15 protein-coding genes are annotated in these 18,547 nt (G+C 73.8%); 8 read left to right on the top strand and 7 right to left on the bottom strand.

The window, feature by feature from the left end; all coding sequences use genetic code 11:
• Positions 1-3: 3 nt before the first annotated feature.
• Complete coding sequence (gene sucC, locus ABEA04_RS10535) at positions 4-1,182, bottom strand: ADP-forming succinate--CoA ligase subunit beta (protein ID WP_345458025.1); 1,179 nt, start codon at positions 1,180-1,182, stop codon at positions 4-6.
• 368 nt (positions 1,183-1,550) lie between these two features.
• On the opposite strand from sucC, the gene ABEA04_RS10530 reads away from it, so the two are divergent.
• Positions 1,551-2,516 (top strand): M23 family metallopeptidase, encoded by a 966-nt coding sequence (locus ABEA04_RS10530; protein WP_345458023.1) that lies wholly within the window; start codon positions 1,551-1,553, stop codon positions 2,514-2,516.
• A gap of 83 nt (positions 2,517-2,599) precedes the next feature.
• Here the strand turns inward: ABEA04_RS10530 and pcrA are convergent, their stop codons facing one another.
• Positions 2,600-5,056 (bottom strand): DNA helicase PcrA, encoded by a 2,457-nt coding sequence (pcrA, locus tag ABEA04_RS10525; protein WP_345458021.1) that lies wholly within the window; start codon positions 5,054-5,056, stop codon positions 2,600-2,602.
• Between the two features lie 295 nt (positions 5,057-5,351).
• On the opposite strand from pcrA, the gene ABEA04_RS10520 reads away from it, so the two are divergent.
• Positions 5,352-6,095 (top strand): hypothetical protein, encoded by a 744-nt coding sequence (locus ABEA04_RS10520; RefSeq protein ID WP_345458019.1) that lies wholly within the window; start codon positions 5,352-5,354, stop codon positions 6,093-6,095.
• Positions 6,074-6,784, top strand: coding sequence for a sortase (locus ABEA04_RS10515; protein WP_345458017.1), 711 nt, complete (start codon positions 6,074-6,076; stop codon positions 6,782-6,784). Before ABEA04_RS10520 ends, ABEA04_RS10515 begins: the two co-directional genes overlap by 22 nt.
• 10 nt (positions 6,785-6,794) lie before the next feature.
• Here ABEA04_RS10515 and ABEA04_RS10510 read toward each other — a convergent pair whose 3' ends face one another.
• The 5 genes from ABEA04_RS10510 to ABEA04_RS10490 all read right to left on the bottom strand — a co-directional run bounded on the left by ABEA04_RS10510 (position 6,795) and on the right by ABEA04_RS10490 (position 12,367).
• The gene (locus ABEA04_RS10510; RefSeq protein WP_345458015.1) at positions 6,795-7,154 is read right to left on the bottom strand and encodes a hypothetical protein; all 360 of its coding nucleotides are present in this window, start codon (positions 7,152-7,154) and stop codon (positions 6,795-6,797) included.
• A 784-nt stretch (positions 7,155-7,938) separates the two neighbouring features.
• Positions 7,939-8,856 carry a M15 family metallopeptidase gene (locus ABEA04_RS10505; RefSeq protein WP_345458013.1) on the bottom strand — a complete coding sequence of 306 codons (918 nt, stop codon included), beginning with the start codon at positions 8,854-8,856 and terminating at the stop codon, positions 7,939-7,941.
• Entirely contained in the window at positions 8,857-10,260 is a 1,404-nt protein-coding gene (locus ABEA04_RS10500) for an APC family permease (protein ID WP_345458010.1), read from the bottom strand.
• Between the two features lie 104 nt (positions 10,261-10,364).
• Entirely contained in the window at positions 10,365-11,015 is a 651-nt protein-coding gene (locus tag ABEA04_RS10495; protein ID WP_345458007.1) for a LuxR C-terminal-related transcriptional regulator, read from the bottom strand.
• On the bottom strand, positions 11,012-12,367 hold the full coding sequence (locus ABEA04_RS10490; protein ID WP_345458004.1) for a PspC domain-containing protein: 1,356 nt from the start codon (positions 12,365-12,367) through the stop codon (positions 11,012-11,014). Before ABEA04_RS10490 ends, ABEA04_RS10495 begins: the two co-directional genes overlap by 4 nt.
• A 156-nt stretch (positions 12,368-12,523) precedes the next feature.
• On the opposite strand from ABEA04_RS10490, the gene ABEA04_RS10485 reads away from it, so the two are divergent.
• From ABEA04_RS10485 to ABEA04_RS10465, 5 genes are all read left to right on the top strand, one after another.
• Entirely contained in the window at positions 12,524-13,774 is a 1,251-nt protein-coding gene (locus ABEA04_RS10485) for a PspC domain-containing protein (protein WP_345458001.1), read from the top strand.
• Entirely contained in the window at positions 13,771-14,106 is a 336-nt protein-coding gene (locus ABEA04_RS10480; protein ID WP_345458000.1) for a hypothetical protein, read from the top strand. Before ABEA04_RS10485 ends, ABEA04_RS10480 begins: the two co-directional genes overlap by 4 nt.
• Positions 14,103-14,651: a YbaK/EbsC family protein gene (locus tag ABEA04_RS10475; RefSeq protein ID WP_345457998.1), complete on the top strand. Its 549-nt coding sequence runs from the start codon at positions 14,103-14,105 to the stop codon at positions 14,649-14,651. Before ABEA04_RS10480 ends, ABEA04_RS10475 begins: the two co-directional genes overlap by 4 nt.
• 295 nt (positions 14,652-14,946) lie before the next feature.
• Positions 14,947-16,677: an ABC transporter ATP-binding protein gene (locus tag ABEA04_RS10470; RefSeq protein WP_345457995.1), complete on the top strand. Its 1,731-nt coding sequence runs from the start codon at positions 14,947-14,949 to the stop codon at positions 16,675-16,677.
• Positions 16,674-18,425 (top strand): ABC transporter ATP-binding protein, encoded by a 1,752-nt coding sequence (locus ABEA04_RS10465; protein ID WP_345457992.1) that lies wholly within the window; start codon positions 16,674-16,676, stop codon positions 18,423-18,425. Before ABEA04_RS10470 ends, ABEA04_RS10465 begins: the two co-directional genes overlap by 4 nt.
• The last annotated feature ends 122 nt before the right edge of the window (positions 18,426-18,547 follow it).

The following is an 18,547-nucleotide window of genomic DNA, read 5'->3' as shown; positions in this document are numbered from 1 at the left end:
CCCTCAGCCGTTCTGGTTGGCGTTCGCCAGCTCGGCGGCCTTGTCGGCCGCGCCGTCCATGGTGTCGACCTGCGTGACGAGCGGGTGGTCCAGCTCGTCGAGGATCGCGCGGCCCTTCTCGACGTTGTTGCCGTCGAGGCGGACGACGAGCGGCTTGGTGGCCTCGTCGCCGAGGATCTCCAGGGCACCCTTGATGCCGTTGGCGACCTCGTCGCAGGCGGTGATGCCGCCGAAGACGTTGACGAAGACGCTCTTGACCTGCGGGTCGTTGACGATCACGTCGAGCCCGTCGGCCATCACCTGGGCGTTCGCGCCGCCGCCGATGTCGAGGAAGTTGGCGGGCTTCACGCCGCCATGGCGCTCGCCGGCATAGGCGACGACGTCCAAGGTCGACATGACCAGGCCCGCGCCGTTGCCGATGATGCCGACCTCGCCGTCGAGCTTGACGTAGTTGAGGTGCTTGTCCTTCGCCTTGGCCTCGAGCGGGTCCTCCTCGTCACGGATGACGAAGTCGGCGTGCTCGGGGTGGCGCACCTCGGAGGCGTTGTCGTCGAGCGAGACCTTGCCGTCGAGCGCCTCGAGGACGTCGCCCTCGAGCCGCGCCAGCGGGTTCACCTCGACCAGCGTGGCGTCCTCCTCGACGAAGACCGTCCAGAGCGCCTGCACCATGGTCACGGCCTGGTCGACCAGCGCCTCGGGGAAGCCGGCCTCCGCGACGATCTCGCGGGCCTTCGCCTCGTCGACGCCGGTGCCCGGGTCGACCGGGATCTGCTTGACGGCGTCGGGGTTGGTCTTGGCGACCTCCTCGATCTCGACGCCGCCCTCAACCGAGGCGATGCACAGGTAGCGGCGGTTCGAGCGGTCGAGCAGGAAGGAGAAGTAGTACTCCTCCTGCGGCGGCGTCGCCGGCGTGACGAGCACGCGGTTGACCGGCAGGTCCTTGATGGTGAGCGCGAGGATGCTGGTCGCGTGCTCGAAGGCCTCGTCGGGCGTCTTGGCGAGCTTGACGCCGCCGGCCTTGCCGCGGCCGCCCGCCTTCACCTGGGCCTTGATGACCGTCACGCCGCCGAGCTCCTCGGCCGCGGACCGGGCGTCCTCGGGCGTCTCGACGACGCGACCGAGCGTCGTCCTCACGCCGTGCTTGGCGAAGAGCTCCTTCGCTTGGTACTCCATCAGGTCCACGGGTCCACCACTCTTCTCTGGGTTCTGTGACCGCAGCAGCCGGCGACTGACCGTCGCCGCTGCTGCTCCCTCGGCACCCTAGTCCCGCCGCCGGTGGCCGCCGCCAGCAGTCCCGTGCGGCTTTCGGTGCCGTTTCGCTGCGGGAGGCGGCCGCCGTCGTCCACCATCGTGGTCGGCGGGATTTCGGAGCGCCCTGCACGTCCGTTATGGTCGTGGCCGCGTTCGCTTCCTGCCCCTTTCGGGTGTGGCACGCACCTGACCAATCAGTCGAGACGACCAGCGGAGCCACCTGACTCATGGGCCATCACCGAGCGGAACGCCGCGGCCCGCGCCGCCGACCCTCGGGACCCCGGCCCGATCCCGGCTACGTGGGGCGTCGCATCGCGACGTCCGAGTCGTCGCTCGAGTCCCCGGTCGCGCCGGTCGTCCCGGTCGTGGCCCTCGAGTCGCTCGCCGCCGTCGACTTCGACGCCGCGACCGCCGAGATCCCGGTCACCTCCGCCGCGGCCCGTCCGGCGTCGCAGCCCGGGCAGCCCGGGCAGCCCGGACGCCGCCGCGCGGTCAAGCACGCCGGCTCCCGCGGTCCGCTGTTCAAGGTGGTGCCGCCCACCCCGGTGCTGCTCGGGGTGGCGACCCTCGCCGTCGCCGTCGGTGGCGCCGTCACGGCCGCCGGCCCGGCCCACGAGACCGCCGCCTCGCTCAGCAGCGCCCCGCCCGACCGTCCGCCGGCCGCCAGCGCGCTGTCCGGCAACGGGGGCGTCGGCCGCGTCGACGGACTGCGCTCGGCCACGCTGAGCCGCTCCTCCGACCGCGACACCCTCGCCCAGAGCACCGACTCCGAGCTGCAGGCCGCCGCCGAGGCGCAGGCCGAGGAGCGCAACGCCGCGCTCGGCCAGCTCGCCGTCCAGGCCGAGCAGCAGGCCCGCAAGATCGAGGAGAACCAGTGGGTGCTCCCGCTGAACCCCTCGATCATCACCGCCACGTTCGGCGAGTACGGCCTGTGGTCGAGCTACCACACCGGCCTCGACTTCAACGGTGAGACCGGTGACCCGATCCACGCGATCGCCAACGGCACCGTCACCTTCACCGGCTACGACGGCGCCTACGGCAACAAGACCGTCGTGACCCTCGAGGACGGCACCGAGCTCTGGTACTGCCACCAGACCACCATCGGCGTCTCCGAGGGCGACGTCGTCACCGGCGGTGAGGTCATCGGCACCGTCGGCACCACCGGCAACGTCACCGGCTCCCACCTCCACGTCGAGGTCCGCCCCGGCGGCGGCGACCCGGTCGACCCCTACGCCGCCTTCGTCGTCCACGGCGTCACGCCGTAACACCTGCGCCGCCGCTCCTTCGTCGCTTCGGCGCGTGTTGCGCCCGACGATGGTCGAGCGCAGGGTCCGCCTGCTTCCGGCCCCTAGAGCTTCTCGACGGGGGCGTAGCGGAGGAGGAGGCGCTTGACGCCGTCGGAGCCGAAGTCGATGGAGGCGACGCTCTTCTCGCCGGCGCCCTCGACGGCGACGACGGTGCCGAGGCCGAAGCTGTCGTGCTGGACGCGGTCGCCGGGCTCGAGGCTGGGGATGTCGCGGGCGGGCTTGGCCTTCGCGGCGGCGTCGGCGCGGGCGGCGGCGGCGCTGAAGTTGCGGCGTCCGGCGGCGGTGGGCTCGCCGTAGCCGCGGGCGGCCGGGGACCCGGAGGCGAGGTCGGGGCGGCCCCAGCGGGTCTGCGAGGCCTCGGTGCGACGCCAGTCGACGAGGTCGACGGGCAGCTCGTCGAGGAAGCGGCTGGCCGGGTTGTGCGCGGGCGCGCCCCACGAGGAGCGCACGACCGAGCGTGAGATGTAGAGGCGCTCGCGGGCGCGGGTGATGCCGACGTAGGCGAGCCGCCGCTCCTCCTCCAGCTCGGGCCGGTCGCCGAGGGAGCGGGAGTGGGGGAAGACGCCGTCCTCCATGCCGGTGAGGAAGACCGTGGGGAACTCCAGGCCCTTGGCGGTGTGGAGGGTCATCAGCGTGACCACGCCGGTGTGGTGCGGGTCGTTCGGGTCGTCGTCGGGGATCTGGTCGGTGTCGGCCACCAGCGCCACCCGCTCGAGGAAGTCGGCCAGGCCGGGGGTGACCAGGTCGGCGTCGACGTCGGCGGGGTCGGCGCTCGGCCCGGCGACGGGGTCGTCGGAGAACTCGCGCGCCACGGCGACCAGCTCGCCGAGGTTCTCGACCCGCGTGGCGTCCTGCGGGTCGTCGGAGTCCTCGAGCTCGGCGAGGTAGCCGGTCTTGTCGAGCACCGACTCGAGGACGACGTCCGACCGCTCCCCCGCGGCGACCATCGACTGCAGCTCCTCGACGAGCGCGACGAAGCCCTGGATGTTGCTCAGCGAGCGGGTGGCCAGGCCGGGCGCCTCCTCGGCGCGGCGCAGCGCCTCCCAGAACGTGACGCGCTCGCGCTCGCCCAGCTCGTTGACGCAGGCGACGGCGCGGTCGCCGATGCCGCGCTTGGGCACGTTGAGCACGCGCCGCAGCGAGACGGAGTCATCGGGGTTGACCAGCATGCGCAGGTAGGCCAGCGCGTCGCGCACCTCGCGCCGCTCGTAGAACCGCACCCCGCCGACCACCTTGTAGGGCATGCCGGTGCGGATGAAGACCTCCTCGAAGACCCGCGACTGCGCGTTGGTGCGGTAGAAGACCGCGACGTCGCCGGCTCGGGCGCCCGCGTCGGTGAGCTTGTCGATCTCGTCGCTGACGAAGCGCGCCTCGTCGTGCTCGTCGTCGGCGACGTAGCCCACGATGCGCTCGCCGTCGCCGGCGTCGGACCACAGCCGCTTCGCCTTGCGCCCCTGGTTGTGGCCGATGACGGCGTTGGCCGCGGTGAGGATGGTCTGGGTGGAGCGGTAGTTCTGCTCGAGCAGGATCGAGGTGGCGTCGGGGAAGTCCTCCTCGAAGTCGAGGATGTTGCGGATGTCGGCGCCGCGGAAGCGGTAGATGGACTGGTCGGCGTCGCCCACCACCATCAGCTCGGCCGGCTCGACCCGCTCGGCCGGCTGCCCGCCCGCGTCGACCTGCTCCTCGAAGGACGACGCGCACAGCTGGGTGATGAGGGCGTACTGCGCGTGGTTGGTGTCCTGGTACTCGTCGACCAGCACGTGGCGGAACCGCCGTCGGTAGGTCTCACGGATCTCGGGATAGGTCTGCATCAGGCGGACCGTCATCATGATGAGGTCGTCGAAGTCGAGCGCGTGCGCCTCGCGCAGCCGCCGCTGGTAGAGCGTGTAGGCCTTCGCGTAGGCCTCCTCGACCCCGTTCTGGGTGTCGGCGGCGACCTCGTCGGCGTCGCGCAGCTCGTTCTTGTGGTTGCTCACCCAGTGCAGCACCGGGCCGGGCTGGAACCGGCGCGGGTCGAGGTCGAGGTCCTTGATGACCAGCGTCATCAGGCGCTTCTGGTCCTGCGCGTCGTAGATCGAGAAGTTGCTCTTGTAGCCGAGGACGCCGATCTCCTTGCGCAGGATGCGCACGCACGCGGAGTGGAAGGTGCTCACCCACATCAGGCGCGCCCGCTTGCCGACCAGGTGCTCGACCCGCTCCTTCATCTCGGCGGCGGCCTTGTTGGTGAACGTGATGGCCAGGACCGAGCCGGGGTGCGCCCCGCGCTGCGAGATCAGCCAGGCGATGCGCCGCGTCAGCACCCGGGTCTTGCCCGACCCGGCGCCGGCCACCACCAGCAGGGGCGCGCCCGCGTGCCGGACGGCGGCCTGCTGCGGCTCGTTGAGGCCGGCCAGCAGCTCGTCGGCGGTCGGGCCGCCGCGGGTGGTGCGGGCCTCCTCGGGAGCCACACCCTCGACCCCGAGTCCGGCCAGGCCGTCGAGCGGTGTCTGTGCGGTCATCGTCGTCCCAGCCTACGGCCCGGGTCGGACAGTGCCGGGCCCGGCCGGACGGCGTCCACGCGCTGGTGTGACGGGACCGACCCGACTTTTTACTTGACCACTTGTGACACACGCCGTGGAGGGGTCGTGGGCGGTGAACACCCGTTCACCCGCGGCTGGGTCGCGACGTCTCGCCCGGGGCCGGGCCGGCCCACCCGCCGCCCGGGCCGAGGATGACCGAAGTTGACTCGATGCCCAGGTGAGAGGGCACCCGCACGGGGCATAGTCCGCGCCCGATCGGGCCATACTCGAAAGCGTGAGACGTCGATCCCTCCCACTCGCGTGCGCCCTCGCGGGCTTCGTCGCGACCAGCATCGGGCTGGTCGGTCTCGCCTCCGCCAACGCGAACGCGCCCACCGCCTCCGCCACCGGTACCTGTGACGGCCTGACCATGAAGGCCAGCGGGTTCGACGGTGACAAGGACAACCGCTGGCTCGCGATCGTCAACGGCGTGCCCTACCAGGGCTCGTTCGGCGCCTCGGCGACCAAGACGATCCCGGTGCTGCCCGCGGCCGAGAACCAGGTGGTCTTCTGGACCGCGCAGGTCTACGCCCCGAACCGACCTGCCGACGCCACCTTCGAGGTGAGCGGCAAGGTCGGTCCGTGCGCGAAGGAGGCGGCGCCGACGACCGCCCCGGCCCAGCCGACGCCGCCGCCGTCCAGCAGCACCCCGACGCGCGAGCCCTCGAGCGCCCCGGCCCCGTCGAACCAACCGTCGAGCCAGCCGTCGACGTCGTCGAGCCCGTCGCCGTCCGCGAGCCCGAGCGCGTCGCCGTCCGAGAGCGGGACGCCGTCCGCCGCCCCCTCGAGCGAGGGACCCGGCTCGGGCAGCGGCCGCGGTGACGGCAACGGCCCGCCGTCCACGTTGCCCGACACCGGTGCCCCGTCGCCGAGCGCGCTGATCCCCGGCGCGTCCACGGCCAGCTCCGTGGCCGCGCTGATGATCGGCCTCGGCCTCCTCCTCTACTCCTGGGTCCTGTGGCGCCGCGAGTCGGCCTGATCGCGGGCGCCCTGGTCCTCGCCGCCGCCGGGGCCTCGGTCGCAGGGGCCTCGACGGGCGGCGGGTCGGAGCGCTCGGCCAGCGCCTTCGACTCCCCCGCGCCCGACCCGGTCACGGGCGAGCAGCCGCTCGGCGCCGGCAGTGATCCCGCCGGCGCGGGCGAGGGCGCCGAGCAGGCCGACGACGGCGTCCCGCCCGGTTACGAGTCGGGCGACCCCGACGAGCAGGTCGTCGAGCCCGCCTACCGCGCGGGCGGCACCCGGCTGCGGATCCCCAAGCTGGGCCTCGACGTGCCGATCGTGGAGGGCACGGGCCAGCGCGCCCTGGCCCGCGGCGTCGGCCGCTGGCAGAACGACACGCTCCCGGGCGACCGCGGCAACTACGTGCTCGCCGGCCACCGGGTCACCAACGGCGAGCCGTTCGCCGAGCTGCCCCGGCTGCGGCCCGGCGACGAGGTCATCGTGATCGACGGCGCCTACCGCTACGTGTACGAGCTCGACACCCGCGGCGACGAGTACCGCGTCGACGACCGCGAGCTGTGGCCGGTCAAGCCGGTGCCCAAGCCGATGCGCGGCGGGCCCAGCCGGATCCTGACGCTCATCACCTGCGCCGAGACCTTCTACACCGAGGACCGCTTCATCGCCTTCGGCCACCTCGTGCAGGTGACCATGGCGCCCAAGGACGCCTGAGCGGCGCGGCTCACGCGGCGTGCGCCGGGCTCCACAGGACGGCGACGCACACGTTCGCGACGGCGAGCACGAGCAGGCCGGCCCACAGCCCCTGCGGGATGCGGCTCTTGCGGGAGTTGGCCATCACCAGCACCAGTAGCACCAGGCCGATCACCGTCTTCACGGCGATCTTGGCGTAGTCGACCTCGACGTCGAGTCCCTCGAGGACGCCGACCAGCGCGACGCCGGCGACGAAGGCCGTGCCGGTGCCGTCGCGCATCGCGGCGTTGACCTCCTTCTCACCCCGCCCGGCCTGGGCGAGCAGGCCGCCGATCAGCGCGGCGAAGCCGAGGATGTGGACGATCAGCAGCAGCAGCCGCACGGTCTCCATGGCGCGCAGGCTAGCCGTGGCCAGACCCGGCACGATGGTCGAGGTGCTAGGCCGGCCACCGCCGTCCCGACCCCACGGACCCTGAGCCTGTCGAAGAGCACCTTCCGGGGGCCGGTGGTCTCGACGACGCTCGCCGGGGCTCGCTGCTCGACCACCGGTGGTCGAGCAGGCCGAGCGTCTGCGCGAGGCCCTCGTCGAGACCCGAGAAGGTCCACGCCAAGGCGCCCGCACGGACCCTGAGCTTGTCGAAGGGCAGCCCCACGCGAACGTTCACGTGAGGGCCGCTGGTTTCGACGACGCTCGTTCCTCGCTGCTCAACCACCGGAGTCCCCGGTGGTCGAGCAGGCCGAGCGTCTGCGCGAGGCCGTCGTCGAGGCCCCGGGGACCGTCAACGCCACCCCGACCCCACGGACCCTGAGCCTGTCGAAGGGCAACCCCACGCGAACGTTCACGTGAGGGCCGCTGGTTTCGACGACGCTCGTTCCTCGCTGCTCAACCACCGGAGTCCACCGATGGTCGAGCAGGCCGAGCGCCTGCGCGAGGCCGTCGTCGAGACCCCGGGACCGTCAACGCCACCCCGACCCCACGGACCCTGAGCCTGTCGAAGGGCAACCCCACGCGAACGTTCCCGAGGTAGGGCCGGTGGTTTCGACGACGCTCGCCGGGGCTCGCTGCTCAACCACCGGTGGTCGAGCAGGCGACGGACCCTGAGCCTGTCGAAGGGCACCTCACGCGAACGTTCGCGTGCACGGCCGGGGGTCTTGAGGCACGGTCCGCGACGGCGTCAGCGGCCGGTGGCCGTGAAGTGCTGGTAGTCGAGCAGGGTCTGGAAGTCGCCGCCCCACGACCAGCCGATGCGGGCGAACTCGCGCACCGCGAGGCTGTCCGGCTGCACCATGCCGGGGCGGTCGTCGTCCCGGTCGAGGTAGCTGGAGGCCAGCTCGGGCAGCACCAGCCCGTCCTTGAGGTAGGGGTTCATGAACGGGTTCAGGTCGAGCGCGAGGCCGTAGGCGTGCGCGGAGAACCCGCTGGTCTGGCCGGTCGTCGGGCGGCACACGTAGGCCGCGGTGTTGTTGCCGTCGCCGGTCGGCGGGGCGGTCAGCTCGGCCGGCTCGGGCAGGCGCATCTCCTCGATCGGGAAGTCGGCGGCGAAGAGCGCCTCGAAGACCGAGAGCACGTCGTCGGCCTCGGACGCCGCCACCACCAGCTCGCCGGTGTGCGCCTCCCCGTCGAACCCCCGGAACGACAGGGTCAGGTAGCGCAGGTCGGCCAGCGCGACCGGGCAGCCGGGCGACCACGTGAGCCGCGCGGCGACGTCCGGGGTGACCGGTGCGACGGTGGAGCGCCACGCGCCGTCCGGCGGGGGCGGCAGGACGTCGCGGGTCGGGTAGCGCCGCTCGCGCAGCGTGGGCGGTGTCGGCCGCACCTCGCCGTAGCCGTCCGGGCGCAGCGGCAGCGGCCGGGTGCCGAGCGGGTAGGTCGAGAACCGCTCGGCCGGCTCCGTCGGCTCCGTCGGAGTATGCGGCTCGCGGGTGGACGGCTGCTCGGTCGGCTCCGGGGTCGTCGCGGGTGCGCTGGACGTCGTCCCGGCCGCGGACGACGACGAGTCCGGGCGGGGCGGCGCCTCGGCGTCCGACCCGCACCCGGCCGTCGTGGTCGCGAGGGCCGCGAGCAGGACGGCGGCCACCAGGCGCGGGCGCACCTAGAGGAGGGCCTCGCCGCCGTCGCGCTTGCCGAAGATCTTCTCGACGATGAACAGCGCCAGGCCGATGGCGAGCAGCGCCGCGCACCACAGCAGCGAGCGCCAGTCGTCGTAGATGCTGTAGGCGAAGATCGCCACGTTGCCGAGCAGGCCGAGCACCAGCAGCGCGCGCGGGGCGCGGAAGGTCTCCTCGGTCTCGTCGCGGCCCGACAGGCGCAGCGCCGCGATGATCACCAGCGTGTAGATGAACAGCAGGAACAGCACCGTCACCGAGGCCAGGCGCGAGACCAGGTCGACCGAGAGGCCGAGCTGGCCGAGCACCGAGCCCGCCACCAGGAGGCCGATGACGACGGCGGCGCAGAACAGCAGGCCGGCGACGGGGCTGCGGCGCTTGGAGTGCAGCTTGGCGAACACGCCGGGGACGACGTCCTCGCGCGCCATGCCGTAGAGGATGCGCGGCTGCGTGACGATGCCGACGAGCGTGGTGTTGGTGATCGCCACCAGCGCGATCGCGGCGAACAGCAGCACCGGGATCGAGATGACGTCGGCCTTGATCACCTCGAGCAGCGCGGCGTTGGTGCCGGTGCCCTCGGCGCTCTTGCCGAGCGTCTCGGTGTCGACGACGAGCGCGGCCGACATCGCGACCAGCACGTAGATGACGCCGGCGGCGAGCATGCCGCCGATGAGGGCGCGGGGGTAGCACTTGGCCGGCTCGATGGTCTCCTCGGCCACGTTGGCGGTGTTCTCGAAGCCGGTCATGGCGAAGAAGGCGAGCGAGACGCCGGCCACGACGGCGAGCACCGGGCTGTCGGGCGAGTCGAACTCGACCAGCGTGCCGAAGTCGGCGTCGCCCCGCAGCACGAAGACGATGCCGATGACCACCACGAGCACCAGGCCCGCGACCTCGATGAAGGTCATCACCATGTTGGCCACGACCGACTCGGTGATGCCGATGAAGTTGACCACCGTGAGCAGCAGGATGAACACGATCGTCACCAGCAGCGCCGGCGGCCAGTCCCAGATGGGGGCGAAGTAGGTGGCGAAGCCCGAGGCGAGCGAGCCGGACGCCGCGAACAGCGCCGAGAGGATGCAGACGGTCACGAAGAACGTCAGCGCCGGGCTGCCGAAGGCCTTGTTGATGAACAGCGAGGCACCTGCGGCGCGCGGGTACTTCGTCACGAGCTCGGCGTAGGCGAGGCCGGTGACGGTGGCGACCGCCATCCCGGAGGCGAACGCCATCCAGAACGCGCCGCCGACCTCGCCTGCGACCGCCCCGATGAGCACGTAGATGCCCGAGCCGAGCACGTCGCCGAGCACGTAGAAGAACAGCAGCCGTCCGGTGATGGTCCGCTTGAGACCACCCTCGTCCGATGCGGCGACCTCCGCGGAGGCTTGAGTGGCCATCGGCGGACCGTAGCGTCACACGCGTCACGCGGGCCTCACCCGACCAGGGGTGGCAGGCCCTTCGACAGGCTCAGGGTCCGTGGGTCAGAACGGCGGGGCGAGGGTCAGAGCAGGCGGCGGTCGGAGGCCCACCGGGTGAGCTCGTGGCGCGAGCTGAGCTGCAGCTTGCGCAGCACCGAGCTCATGTGGGTCTCGACGGTCTTGATCGAGATGAACAGCTCCTTCGCGACCTCCTTGTAGGCGTAGCCGCGGGCGATCAGGCGCATCACCTCCCGCTCGCGCTCGGTGAGCCGGTCGAGGTCCTCGTCGACCGCGGCGACGTCGATCGAGCCGGCGAACGCGTCGAGCACGAAGCCGGCGAGCCGGGGCGAGAATACGGCGTCCCCCTCGCTGACCCGGCGGATGGCGGCCACCAGCTCGGGCCCGGTGATGGTCTTGGTGACGTAGCCGCGGGCGCCGCCGCGGATGGTGCCGATGACGTCCTCCGCCGCGTCGCTGACCGAGAGCGCCAGGAACCGCGTCTCGGTGCCGGCCGAGCGCCTCATCACCTCCGCCCCTCCCCCGCCGGGCAGGTGCACGTCGAGCAGGACGACGTCGGGCCGGTGCTCGGCGACCGCGCGCACCGCCTCGTCGACGTCGGCCGCCTCGGCGCGGACGTCGACCACCCCGGCGCCGGCCGAGTCGAGCTCGGCGCGCACCCCCCGCCGGAACATCGCGTGGTCGTCGACGACGACGACCGTGATGGGCTCGCTCATGCCGTTCCCCCTCCGTGCTGGTCTCTCGGCTGGTCTCTCGGCTGGTCTCTCGGCTGGTCTCTCGGCTGCTCGCGGGGCAGGTGCAGGCGCACCTCGGTGCCCTCGCCGGGCGCCGACCGCACGCGACCCTCGCCGCCGTGGCGGGCCATGCGGTCGACGATGCTGTGGCGCACGCCGTGGCGGTCGCCGGGCACCGCGTCGGGGTCGAAGCCCGCGCCGCGGTCGCGCACGAACACCTCGGCCCCCGACCCGGTGATCTCGGCATAGACGTCGACCCGGCCCACGCCGGCGTGCTTGGCCGCGTTGACGAGCGCCTCGCGGGTCGCGGCCACCACCGGGCGCAGCGGGTCGTCGAGCGCGGCGTCGCCGACGGTGACCACGTCGACGCTGATGCCGTGCGCGTCCTCCACCTCGGCGGCGACGCCGCGCAGCGCGCTGGCCAGCGTGGAGTCGTCCTGCGCCTCGGCGGCGTAGAGCCAGGCCCGCAGGTCGCGCTCCTGGGCGCGGGCGAGTCGCGCGACGGTGGCGCCGTCGTCCGCGCTCTTCTGGATCAGCGCGAGGGTCTGCAGCACCGAGTCGTGCAGGTGGGCGGCGAGGTCGGCGCGCTCCTGGGTGCGCACCCGCTCGGCCCGCTCGTCGGACAGCTCGGTGGCCAGCCGCCAGACCCACGGACCGACCACGATGGCCAGGCCGACGAGACCGAGGGCCCCGACGATGACGGCCGCGCGCGCCTCGCGCAGCGACCCGTCGTCGAAGCCGAGCACGAACAGCGCCACGAGCAGCAGGCCGACGCCCGCGGCCACCCGGGCGTAGCCGGCCCAGCCGCCGGAGCCGAAGACGATGCGCACCGGGTTGATGCGGCCGCTGGTGTCGAACCAGCGCTCGCGCTGCGCCTCGTCGGCCTGGCGCCACAGCAGCGCGACGCCGACCACCGCGATCGCGAGCGGCCAGAACACCGCCGCCTCGCCGAAGATCGCCTGCACGGTGAAGACCGCACCGACGCCGAGGACGCCGAGCACGGCCACCGGGCCGACGTCGGTGAGCCGGCGACGGCGTCCGGGACGACGTCCACCCCGGCTGGCGCTCTCCAGACCGGGGGCTGTGGGCTCCTCGAAGCCGCTGCGCGCCGGCAACGCGATCCAGAAGCCGCCGTAGAGCGCGAGCCCGAGGCCGCTGAGCGCCGTGGCGAGCACGAAGCCGAGCCGCACCCAGAGCACCGGCCAGCCGAGGTGCTCGGCGAGCCCGGCCGCGACACCGCCGGCGACGGCCTCGTCGAGGTCGCGGGTCGCCTTGCGCGGCGCGTCGCGCCGGGCCGGGGCCGGCGGCGCGGGAGGGCTGGGGGCGCTGGTCATGGCCTCGTCATCGTCACACAGCGAGCGACCGCTCCCCATGAGGAACGACCCCGGCTCGACCCTGAGGCGCCGTCGGGGTGCGGGTGCCGTCGACGGCGCCGAGATCAGGGGCGTCCCCGATGGTGGCGCGGTCCCGCGGACAGCAGGCTGGTGCCCATGACCACGACCCCGCCGCCCCAGGCCCCACCCGGCCCGACGGCGCCCCCGCCGCCCGGCCCCGGACCGCGCCGCGACGAGCTCCGCGACCTCGGCCGGCTGCGCCGCAGCCGCGGCGACCGCCACGTCGCCGGCGTCGCGGGCGGCCTGGCCCGCCACTTCGACGTCGACCCGGTGATCCCGCGGGTGACGCTCGCCGTGCTCGTCTTCTTCGGCGGGGCCGGCCTGCTCGTCTACGTCGCGATCTGGCTGCTCGTGCCCTACGACGACCGCGACGAGGCCACCCTGCGCCTTGACGAGCGCAACCGCGGCGTGGCGCTGGCGCTGGTCGCCGTGCTCGCGGCGCTCGCGCTGCTCGGCGACAGCCTCGGCGGGTGGGGCCCGCCGTGGCCGCTCGTGCTCGTCGGCGCGGTCGTGCTCGTCGTCCTGCTGGCCCGCGACCGCGGACGGCGGCGCGAGCACGACTGGGGCCCCGCCGTCCCGGCCTCCACGTACCCCTCCGCCTACCCCTCCGCCTATCCCTCCGGCCACCCCGGCCATCCCCACGCCCCCGCGCCCTCGACGCTCGACGACGTCCACCGTCTCGACGCCGAGGCAGCGCGGGCCCAGGCCCGCAGCGTCGCCCCGCCGCGGCGTCCGCGACGCACCGGACCGGTGCTGTTCTGGTACGCGGTCGCGCTGATCACCGCCGGGCTCGGTGCGCTGGGCAGCGCCGACCTCGCCGGCGCCGACGTCGCGCCGTCGGCCTACCCGGCGCTCGCCCTCGGCGTCACCGCGGGGCTGCTCGTGCTCGGCGCGTTCTGGGGCCGGCCGGGCGGGCTCATCCTGCTCGGCCTGGTCGCCAGCGTCGCCACCGCCGGCGCGACGGTCGCCCACGAGGTCGACGCCGGCCGGCTGGAGGCGACGCCCGCCACGGCGGCGGCGGTCGAGGACCGCTACGCCCTCACCGTCGGCGAGATCGACCTCGACCTCAGCCGCGTCGTCGACCCCGAGAACCTCGACGGCCGCACCGTCGAGGTCGACCTCGACTTCGCCGGCCGCATCGAGGTCACCGTGCCGCCCGACGTCGACGTCGTCGTCCGCTCCGACCTGCAGGCCGGCCAGCGCACCGTCTTCGGCACCCGCTACGACGAGTCCGGCCTGTCGACCGTCACCGACGACGCCGGACCCGACGCCCCCGAGCTGACCCTCGACGTCTCGCTGGACCTCGGCGAGATCGTCGTCCTGCGTGGAGAGGACACCCCGCGATGAGCGAGCCCACCCAGCCCCTCGGCAGCCCCGGCGCCCCCGGCGCCCCCGAGGAGACCGCCGTCCTGCCCGAGGCGGACGCCGCCCGCCCCGGCCACCGCCACCCGCTCAGCATCGGGCACCTGGTGATGGGGGTCGCCTTCGCCGGCCTCGTGGTCACCTGGGCGCTGATCGTGGGTGACGTCGTCGAGGGCGGCGACATCCGGTGGCTGCTGCCGGTGCCGTGGGTGCTGGCCGGCGTCGCGGGCCTGGTCGGGCTGATCGCCCGCGACCGGCGCCACGTCGGCACCCGGCAGGTCGGCTGGCAGGGCGAGGAGAGCACGATGGGGCGGTGAGCGCCCCGACCCCGTCCCTCGGCCGGATCACCACCGTCCCGGCCCTCGACCGCCCCGACCTGCTCGCCCCCGCCGTCGCCACCGCGCTGGCCGGGTGGCCGCACGCCGGGGCGGTCGGCGTCGTCGAGATCGACCCCGAGGTCGCCGACACCGCCGCGATGGCCGAGGCCTACGACCTCGGCATGGACACCGGCGCCAACTGCGTCGTCGTCTCCGGACGCCGCGACGGCGAGGAGCGGGTCGCCGCGTGCCTGGTGCGGGCCGACACCCGCGCCGACGTCAACAACCGGGTCAAGCGGCTGCTCGACGTCCGCAAGTGCTCGTTCCTGCCCGTCGACCGCGCCGTCGAGGACTCCGGCATGGAGCACGGCGGCATCACCCCCGTCGGGCTGCCCGCCGGCTGGCGACTGCTGCTCGACGACCGCGTCGTCGCCATGGACGTCGCCGTCATCGGCTCCGGCGTGCGCCGCTCGAAGCTGCTGGTCGCCGGTGCCCTCCTCGCCGACCTCCCCGGCGCCGAGGTGGTCGCCGGCCTCGCCGGCTGAGCCCTGACCTCCCGCGGTCTCGAGGCTCGGCCGTGGCCGGCCTCGCACCTCGACCATCGTCACCTCGCGACGCTGGTCGAGGTGCGAGGAGCCCTGGCGACGAGCCTCGGGACCGCCGGCCCTCCGACGCCGACGTCCCCACACGGACCCTGAGCTTGTCGAAGGGGTCGTCGAAACCACCGGCCCTCCCCGCGAACGTTCGCCTGGGGGGTGCCCCTCGACAGGCTCAGGGTCCGTGGGGTCGGTGGCCGATAACGAATGGATCAACCGCCGGTCGCGTCCGTAGCCTCGAGCGGTGAAGCGGCTGCCCCTCGACCACCCCGGGACCGCCGACCACCGCTCCCCGCTGCGGTTCATCTGGTGGCTGGCGAAGGGGCAGTGGCGCACGCTGCTGGGCGGGATGGCGTTCGGCATCGTCTGGATGAGCAGCCAGGCCGTGATGCCGGCGGTGATCGGGCGCGCCATCGACGACGGCGTCGCCGCCCGCGACGGGTCGGTCCTGCTGTGGCTGGCCGGGCTGATGCTGGCCATCGGCCTCACCCAGGCGTTCAGCGGCATCATGCGGCACCGCTTCGCCGTGACGAACTGGCTGACCGCCGCCTACCGCACCGTGCAGCTGACCGGCCGGCACACCGTCCACCTCGGCGGCACGCTGCCGCGCAAGGTCTCGACCGGCGAGGTCGTGGCGATCGGCAGCAGCGACATCTCCCACCTCGGCCAGGTCATGGACGTCTCGGCCCGCTTCAGCGGCGCGGTCGTCTCGTTCGTGCTGGTCGCGGTGATCCTGCTGCAGACCTCGGTGACCCTGGGGTTGGTCGTGCTGCTCGGCGTCCCCGGACTGATGCTGCTCATCGGCCCGCTGCTCTCGCCGCTGCAGAAGCGCAGCGCCGACCAGCGCCACCTCATGGGCCAGCTGTCCAACACCGCCACCGACATCGTCGGCGGCCTGCGGGTGCTGCGCGGCATCGGCGGCGAGCAGGTCTTCCTGGGCCGCTACCGCCGCGAGTCGCAGGCCACCCGCCGCGCCGGCGTCGAGGTCGCGCGCGTGCAGTCGCTGCTCGACGCCCTGCAGGTCTTCCTGCCCGGGCTGTTCGTCGTCGTGGTGGTCTGGCTCGGCGCGCGCTACGCCGTCGAGGGCCGGATCACCCCCGGCGAGCTCGTCGCGTTCTACGGCTACTCGGCGTTCCTGATGATCCCGCTGCGCACCGCCACCGAGTACGCCAACAAGTTCATCCGCGCCCGGGTCTCCGCGGCCCGGGTCTGCCGCCTGCTGGTCCTCGAGCCGGACGTCGTGGAGCCCGCCACCCCGGTCGACCCGCCGCCCCCGCTCACCGAGCTCGCCGACGCCCGGTCGGGCCTGCGGGTGCGCCCCGGCTGCCTCACGGCGGTCGTGAGCGAGCCGGCCGAGGAGTCCGCCCTGCTGGCCGACCGGCTCGGCCTCACCGCCCCCGAGCCCGACGACGACGTGACGCTGGGCGGCGTTCCCCTCACGGCGCTGCCGCGCGAGGAGGTGCGTCGCCGCATCCTCGTGTCCGACACCGGCGCCACGCTGTTCTCGGGTCGGCTCGCCGACCGCCTCGACACGACCGGCGCGGGCTCGGGCGGTCGCCTGGACCGGGCGCTCGGGACGGCGTCGGCCGACGACATCCTCGACGCCCTCCCCGACGGCCTCGAGACCGTCGTCACCGAACGCGGCCGCAGCTTCTCGGGGGGCCAGCGCCAGCGGCTCGTGCTCGCCCGGGCGCTGACGGCCGACCCGGAGGTCCTGGTGCTGGTCGAGCCCACCTCGGCGGTCGACGCGCACACCGAGGCCCGCATCGCGGCCCGGCTGCGCGCCCACCGCGCCGGCCGCACGACCGTCGTCACCACGAGCAGCCCGCTGCTGCTCGACGCCGTCGACGAGGTCGCGTTCGTGCGGGAGGGCCGGGTCGTGGCGGTGGGAACCCACGCCGACCTGCTGCGCGAGGTGCCGGCCTACCGCGCCGTCGTGACCCGCGAGGACCGCGAGGAGGTGTCAGCGCGATGAGTGCGACCACCGCCCTCCCCGTCGCCGACGGTCCCTCCCTGCGCCGGTACGCCGTCGGGCTGCTCCGGCGGCACCCGCGGCTGGTCGTCAGTGCCCTCGGGCTGCACGTGCTGGCCGCCGTGGCCGGCCTGGCCGCCCCGCGGTTGCTCGGCGGGCTCGTGGAGGCGGTCGAGGAGGGGACGACGCTCGGTGCCGTCGACCGCACGATCCTGCTGCTCGCGGGCTTCCTGGTCGCCCAGACCGTGCTCACCCGCTACGCCCGGCTCGTCAGCCAGGTGCTCGGCGAGCAGGTGCTGGCCGAGCTGCGCGAGGACTTCGTCGCCAACGCCCTCGACCTGCCCGTCGGCGTGGTCGAGTCGGCCGGCTCCGGTGACCTGCTGACCCGCACCAACCGCGACGTCGAGCAGCTCGGCTGGTCGGTGCGCTGGGCCCTGCCGGAGTGGACGATCGCGGTGGTCACCGCCGTCCTCACCCTGGCCGCGGCGGTCAGCGTCGGCTGGTGGGTGGCGCTGCCGGTGCTCGTCGGCGTCCCCCCGCTGGTGGTCGGGCTGCGCTGGTACCTCGCCCGCGCCAAGGCCGGCTACCTGCGGGAGTCGGCGTCGTACTCACGCATCAACGCCACGCTCACCGAGACCGTCGAGGGCGCCCGCACGGTGGAGGCGCTCGGCCTCGGCGACGAGCGCGTGCGCGCGATCGACGACGACATCGTCGAGTCCTACGAGGCCGAGCGCTACACGCTGCACCTGCGCACCGTGTTCTTCCCGAGCATGGAGATCGCCTACCTGGTGCCGACCGTGCTGACCCTGCTGTTCGGCGGCTACCTGTACATGCAGGGCTCGGTCTCGCTCGGCGACGTCACCGCCGCCGTGCTCTACGTGCAGATGCTCATCGACCCGGTCGACCGCATCGTCTCGATCCTCGACGAGCTGCAGCAGGGCGCGGCGTCGCTGGCGCGTCTGCTCGGCGTCGCCCAGGTGCCCGACGACCGCGAGGCCACCGGGCGCGAGCCGGTGGGCGAGGACCTCGCCGCGGACGACGTCCGCTTCGCCTACGTGCCGGGTCGCGACGTGCTGCACGGCGTCGACCTCGAGGTGGCCGCGGGCGAGCGGGTCGCGATGGTCGGACCGTCGGGCGCCGGAAAGTCGACGCTCGGCCGCCTGCTGGCCGGCATCCACCCGCCGCGCACCGGGTCGGTCACCGTCGGCGGCGTCGGCCTGGTCGAGCTGCCGCTCGGCGACCTGCGCGGCCACGTCGCCCTCGTCACCCAGGAGCACCACGTCTTCGTCGGCACCCTGCGCGAGAACCTGATCCTCGCCGCGCCCGAGGACGCCGGGGACGCCGAGGTGCGCGCCGCCCTCGACGCCGTCGACGCCCTGGAGTGGGTCGACGCCCTGCCCGAGGGGCTCGACTCCGTCGTCGGGTCGGGCGGCCGCGTGCTCGGCGCCGCGCAGGCGCAGCAGATCGCCCTGGCCCGGCTGGTGCTGGCCGACCCGCACACCCTCGTCCTCGACGAGGCGACGTCGCTGATCGATCCCCGCGCCGCGCGGCACCTCGAGCGCTCGCTCGCCGCCGTGCTCGAGGGCCGTACCGTCATCGCGATCGCCCACCGGCTGTTCTCCGCCCACGACGCCGACCGGGTCGCCGTCGTCGAGGACGGCGTCATCAGCGAGCTGGGCTCGCACGACGAGCTGGTCGCCGCCGGCGGCTCCTACGCCGCGCTGTGGCGGTCGTGGCACGGGGACGCGTAGCGAGCGCTCGTCGGAGGGCGGCCCTTCGACAGGCTCAGGGTCCGTGGCGCCCAGGGTCCGTCTGGCGGCGTCCACGGTGGTCGAGGTGCGGGGCCGGCCACGGCCGAGCCTCGAGACCTCGA

The organism is Nocardioides marinquilinus (assembly GCF_039543705.1).
GTDB lineage: Bacteria > Actinomycetota > Actinomycetes > Propionibacteriales > Nocardioidaceae > Nocardioides > Nocardioides marinquilinus.
The sequence above is the reverse complement of the archived record's forward strand: the minus strand, read 5'-3'. Positions and strand labels throughout refer to the sequence as shown.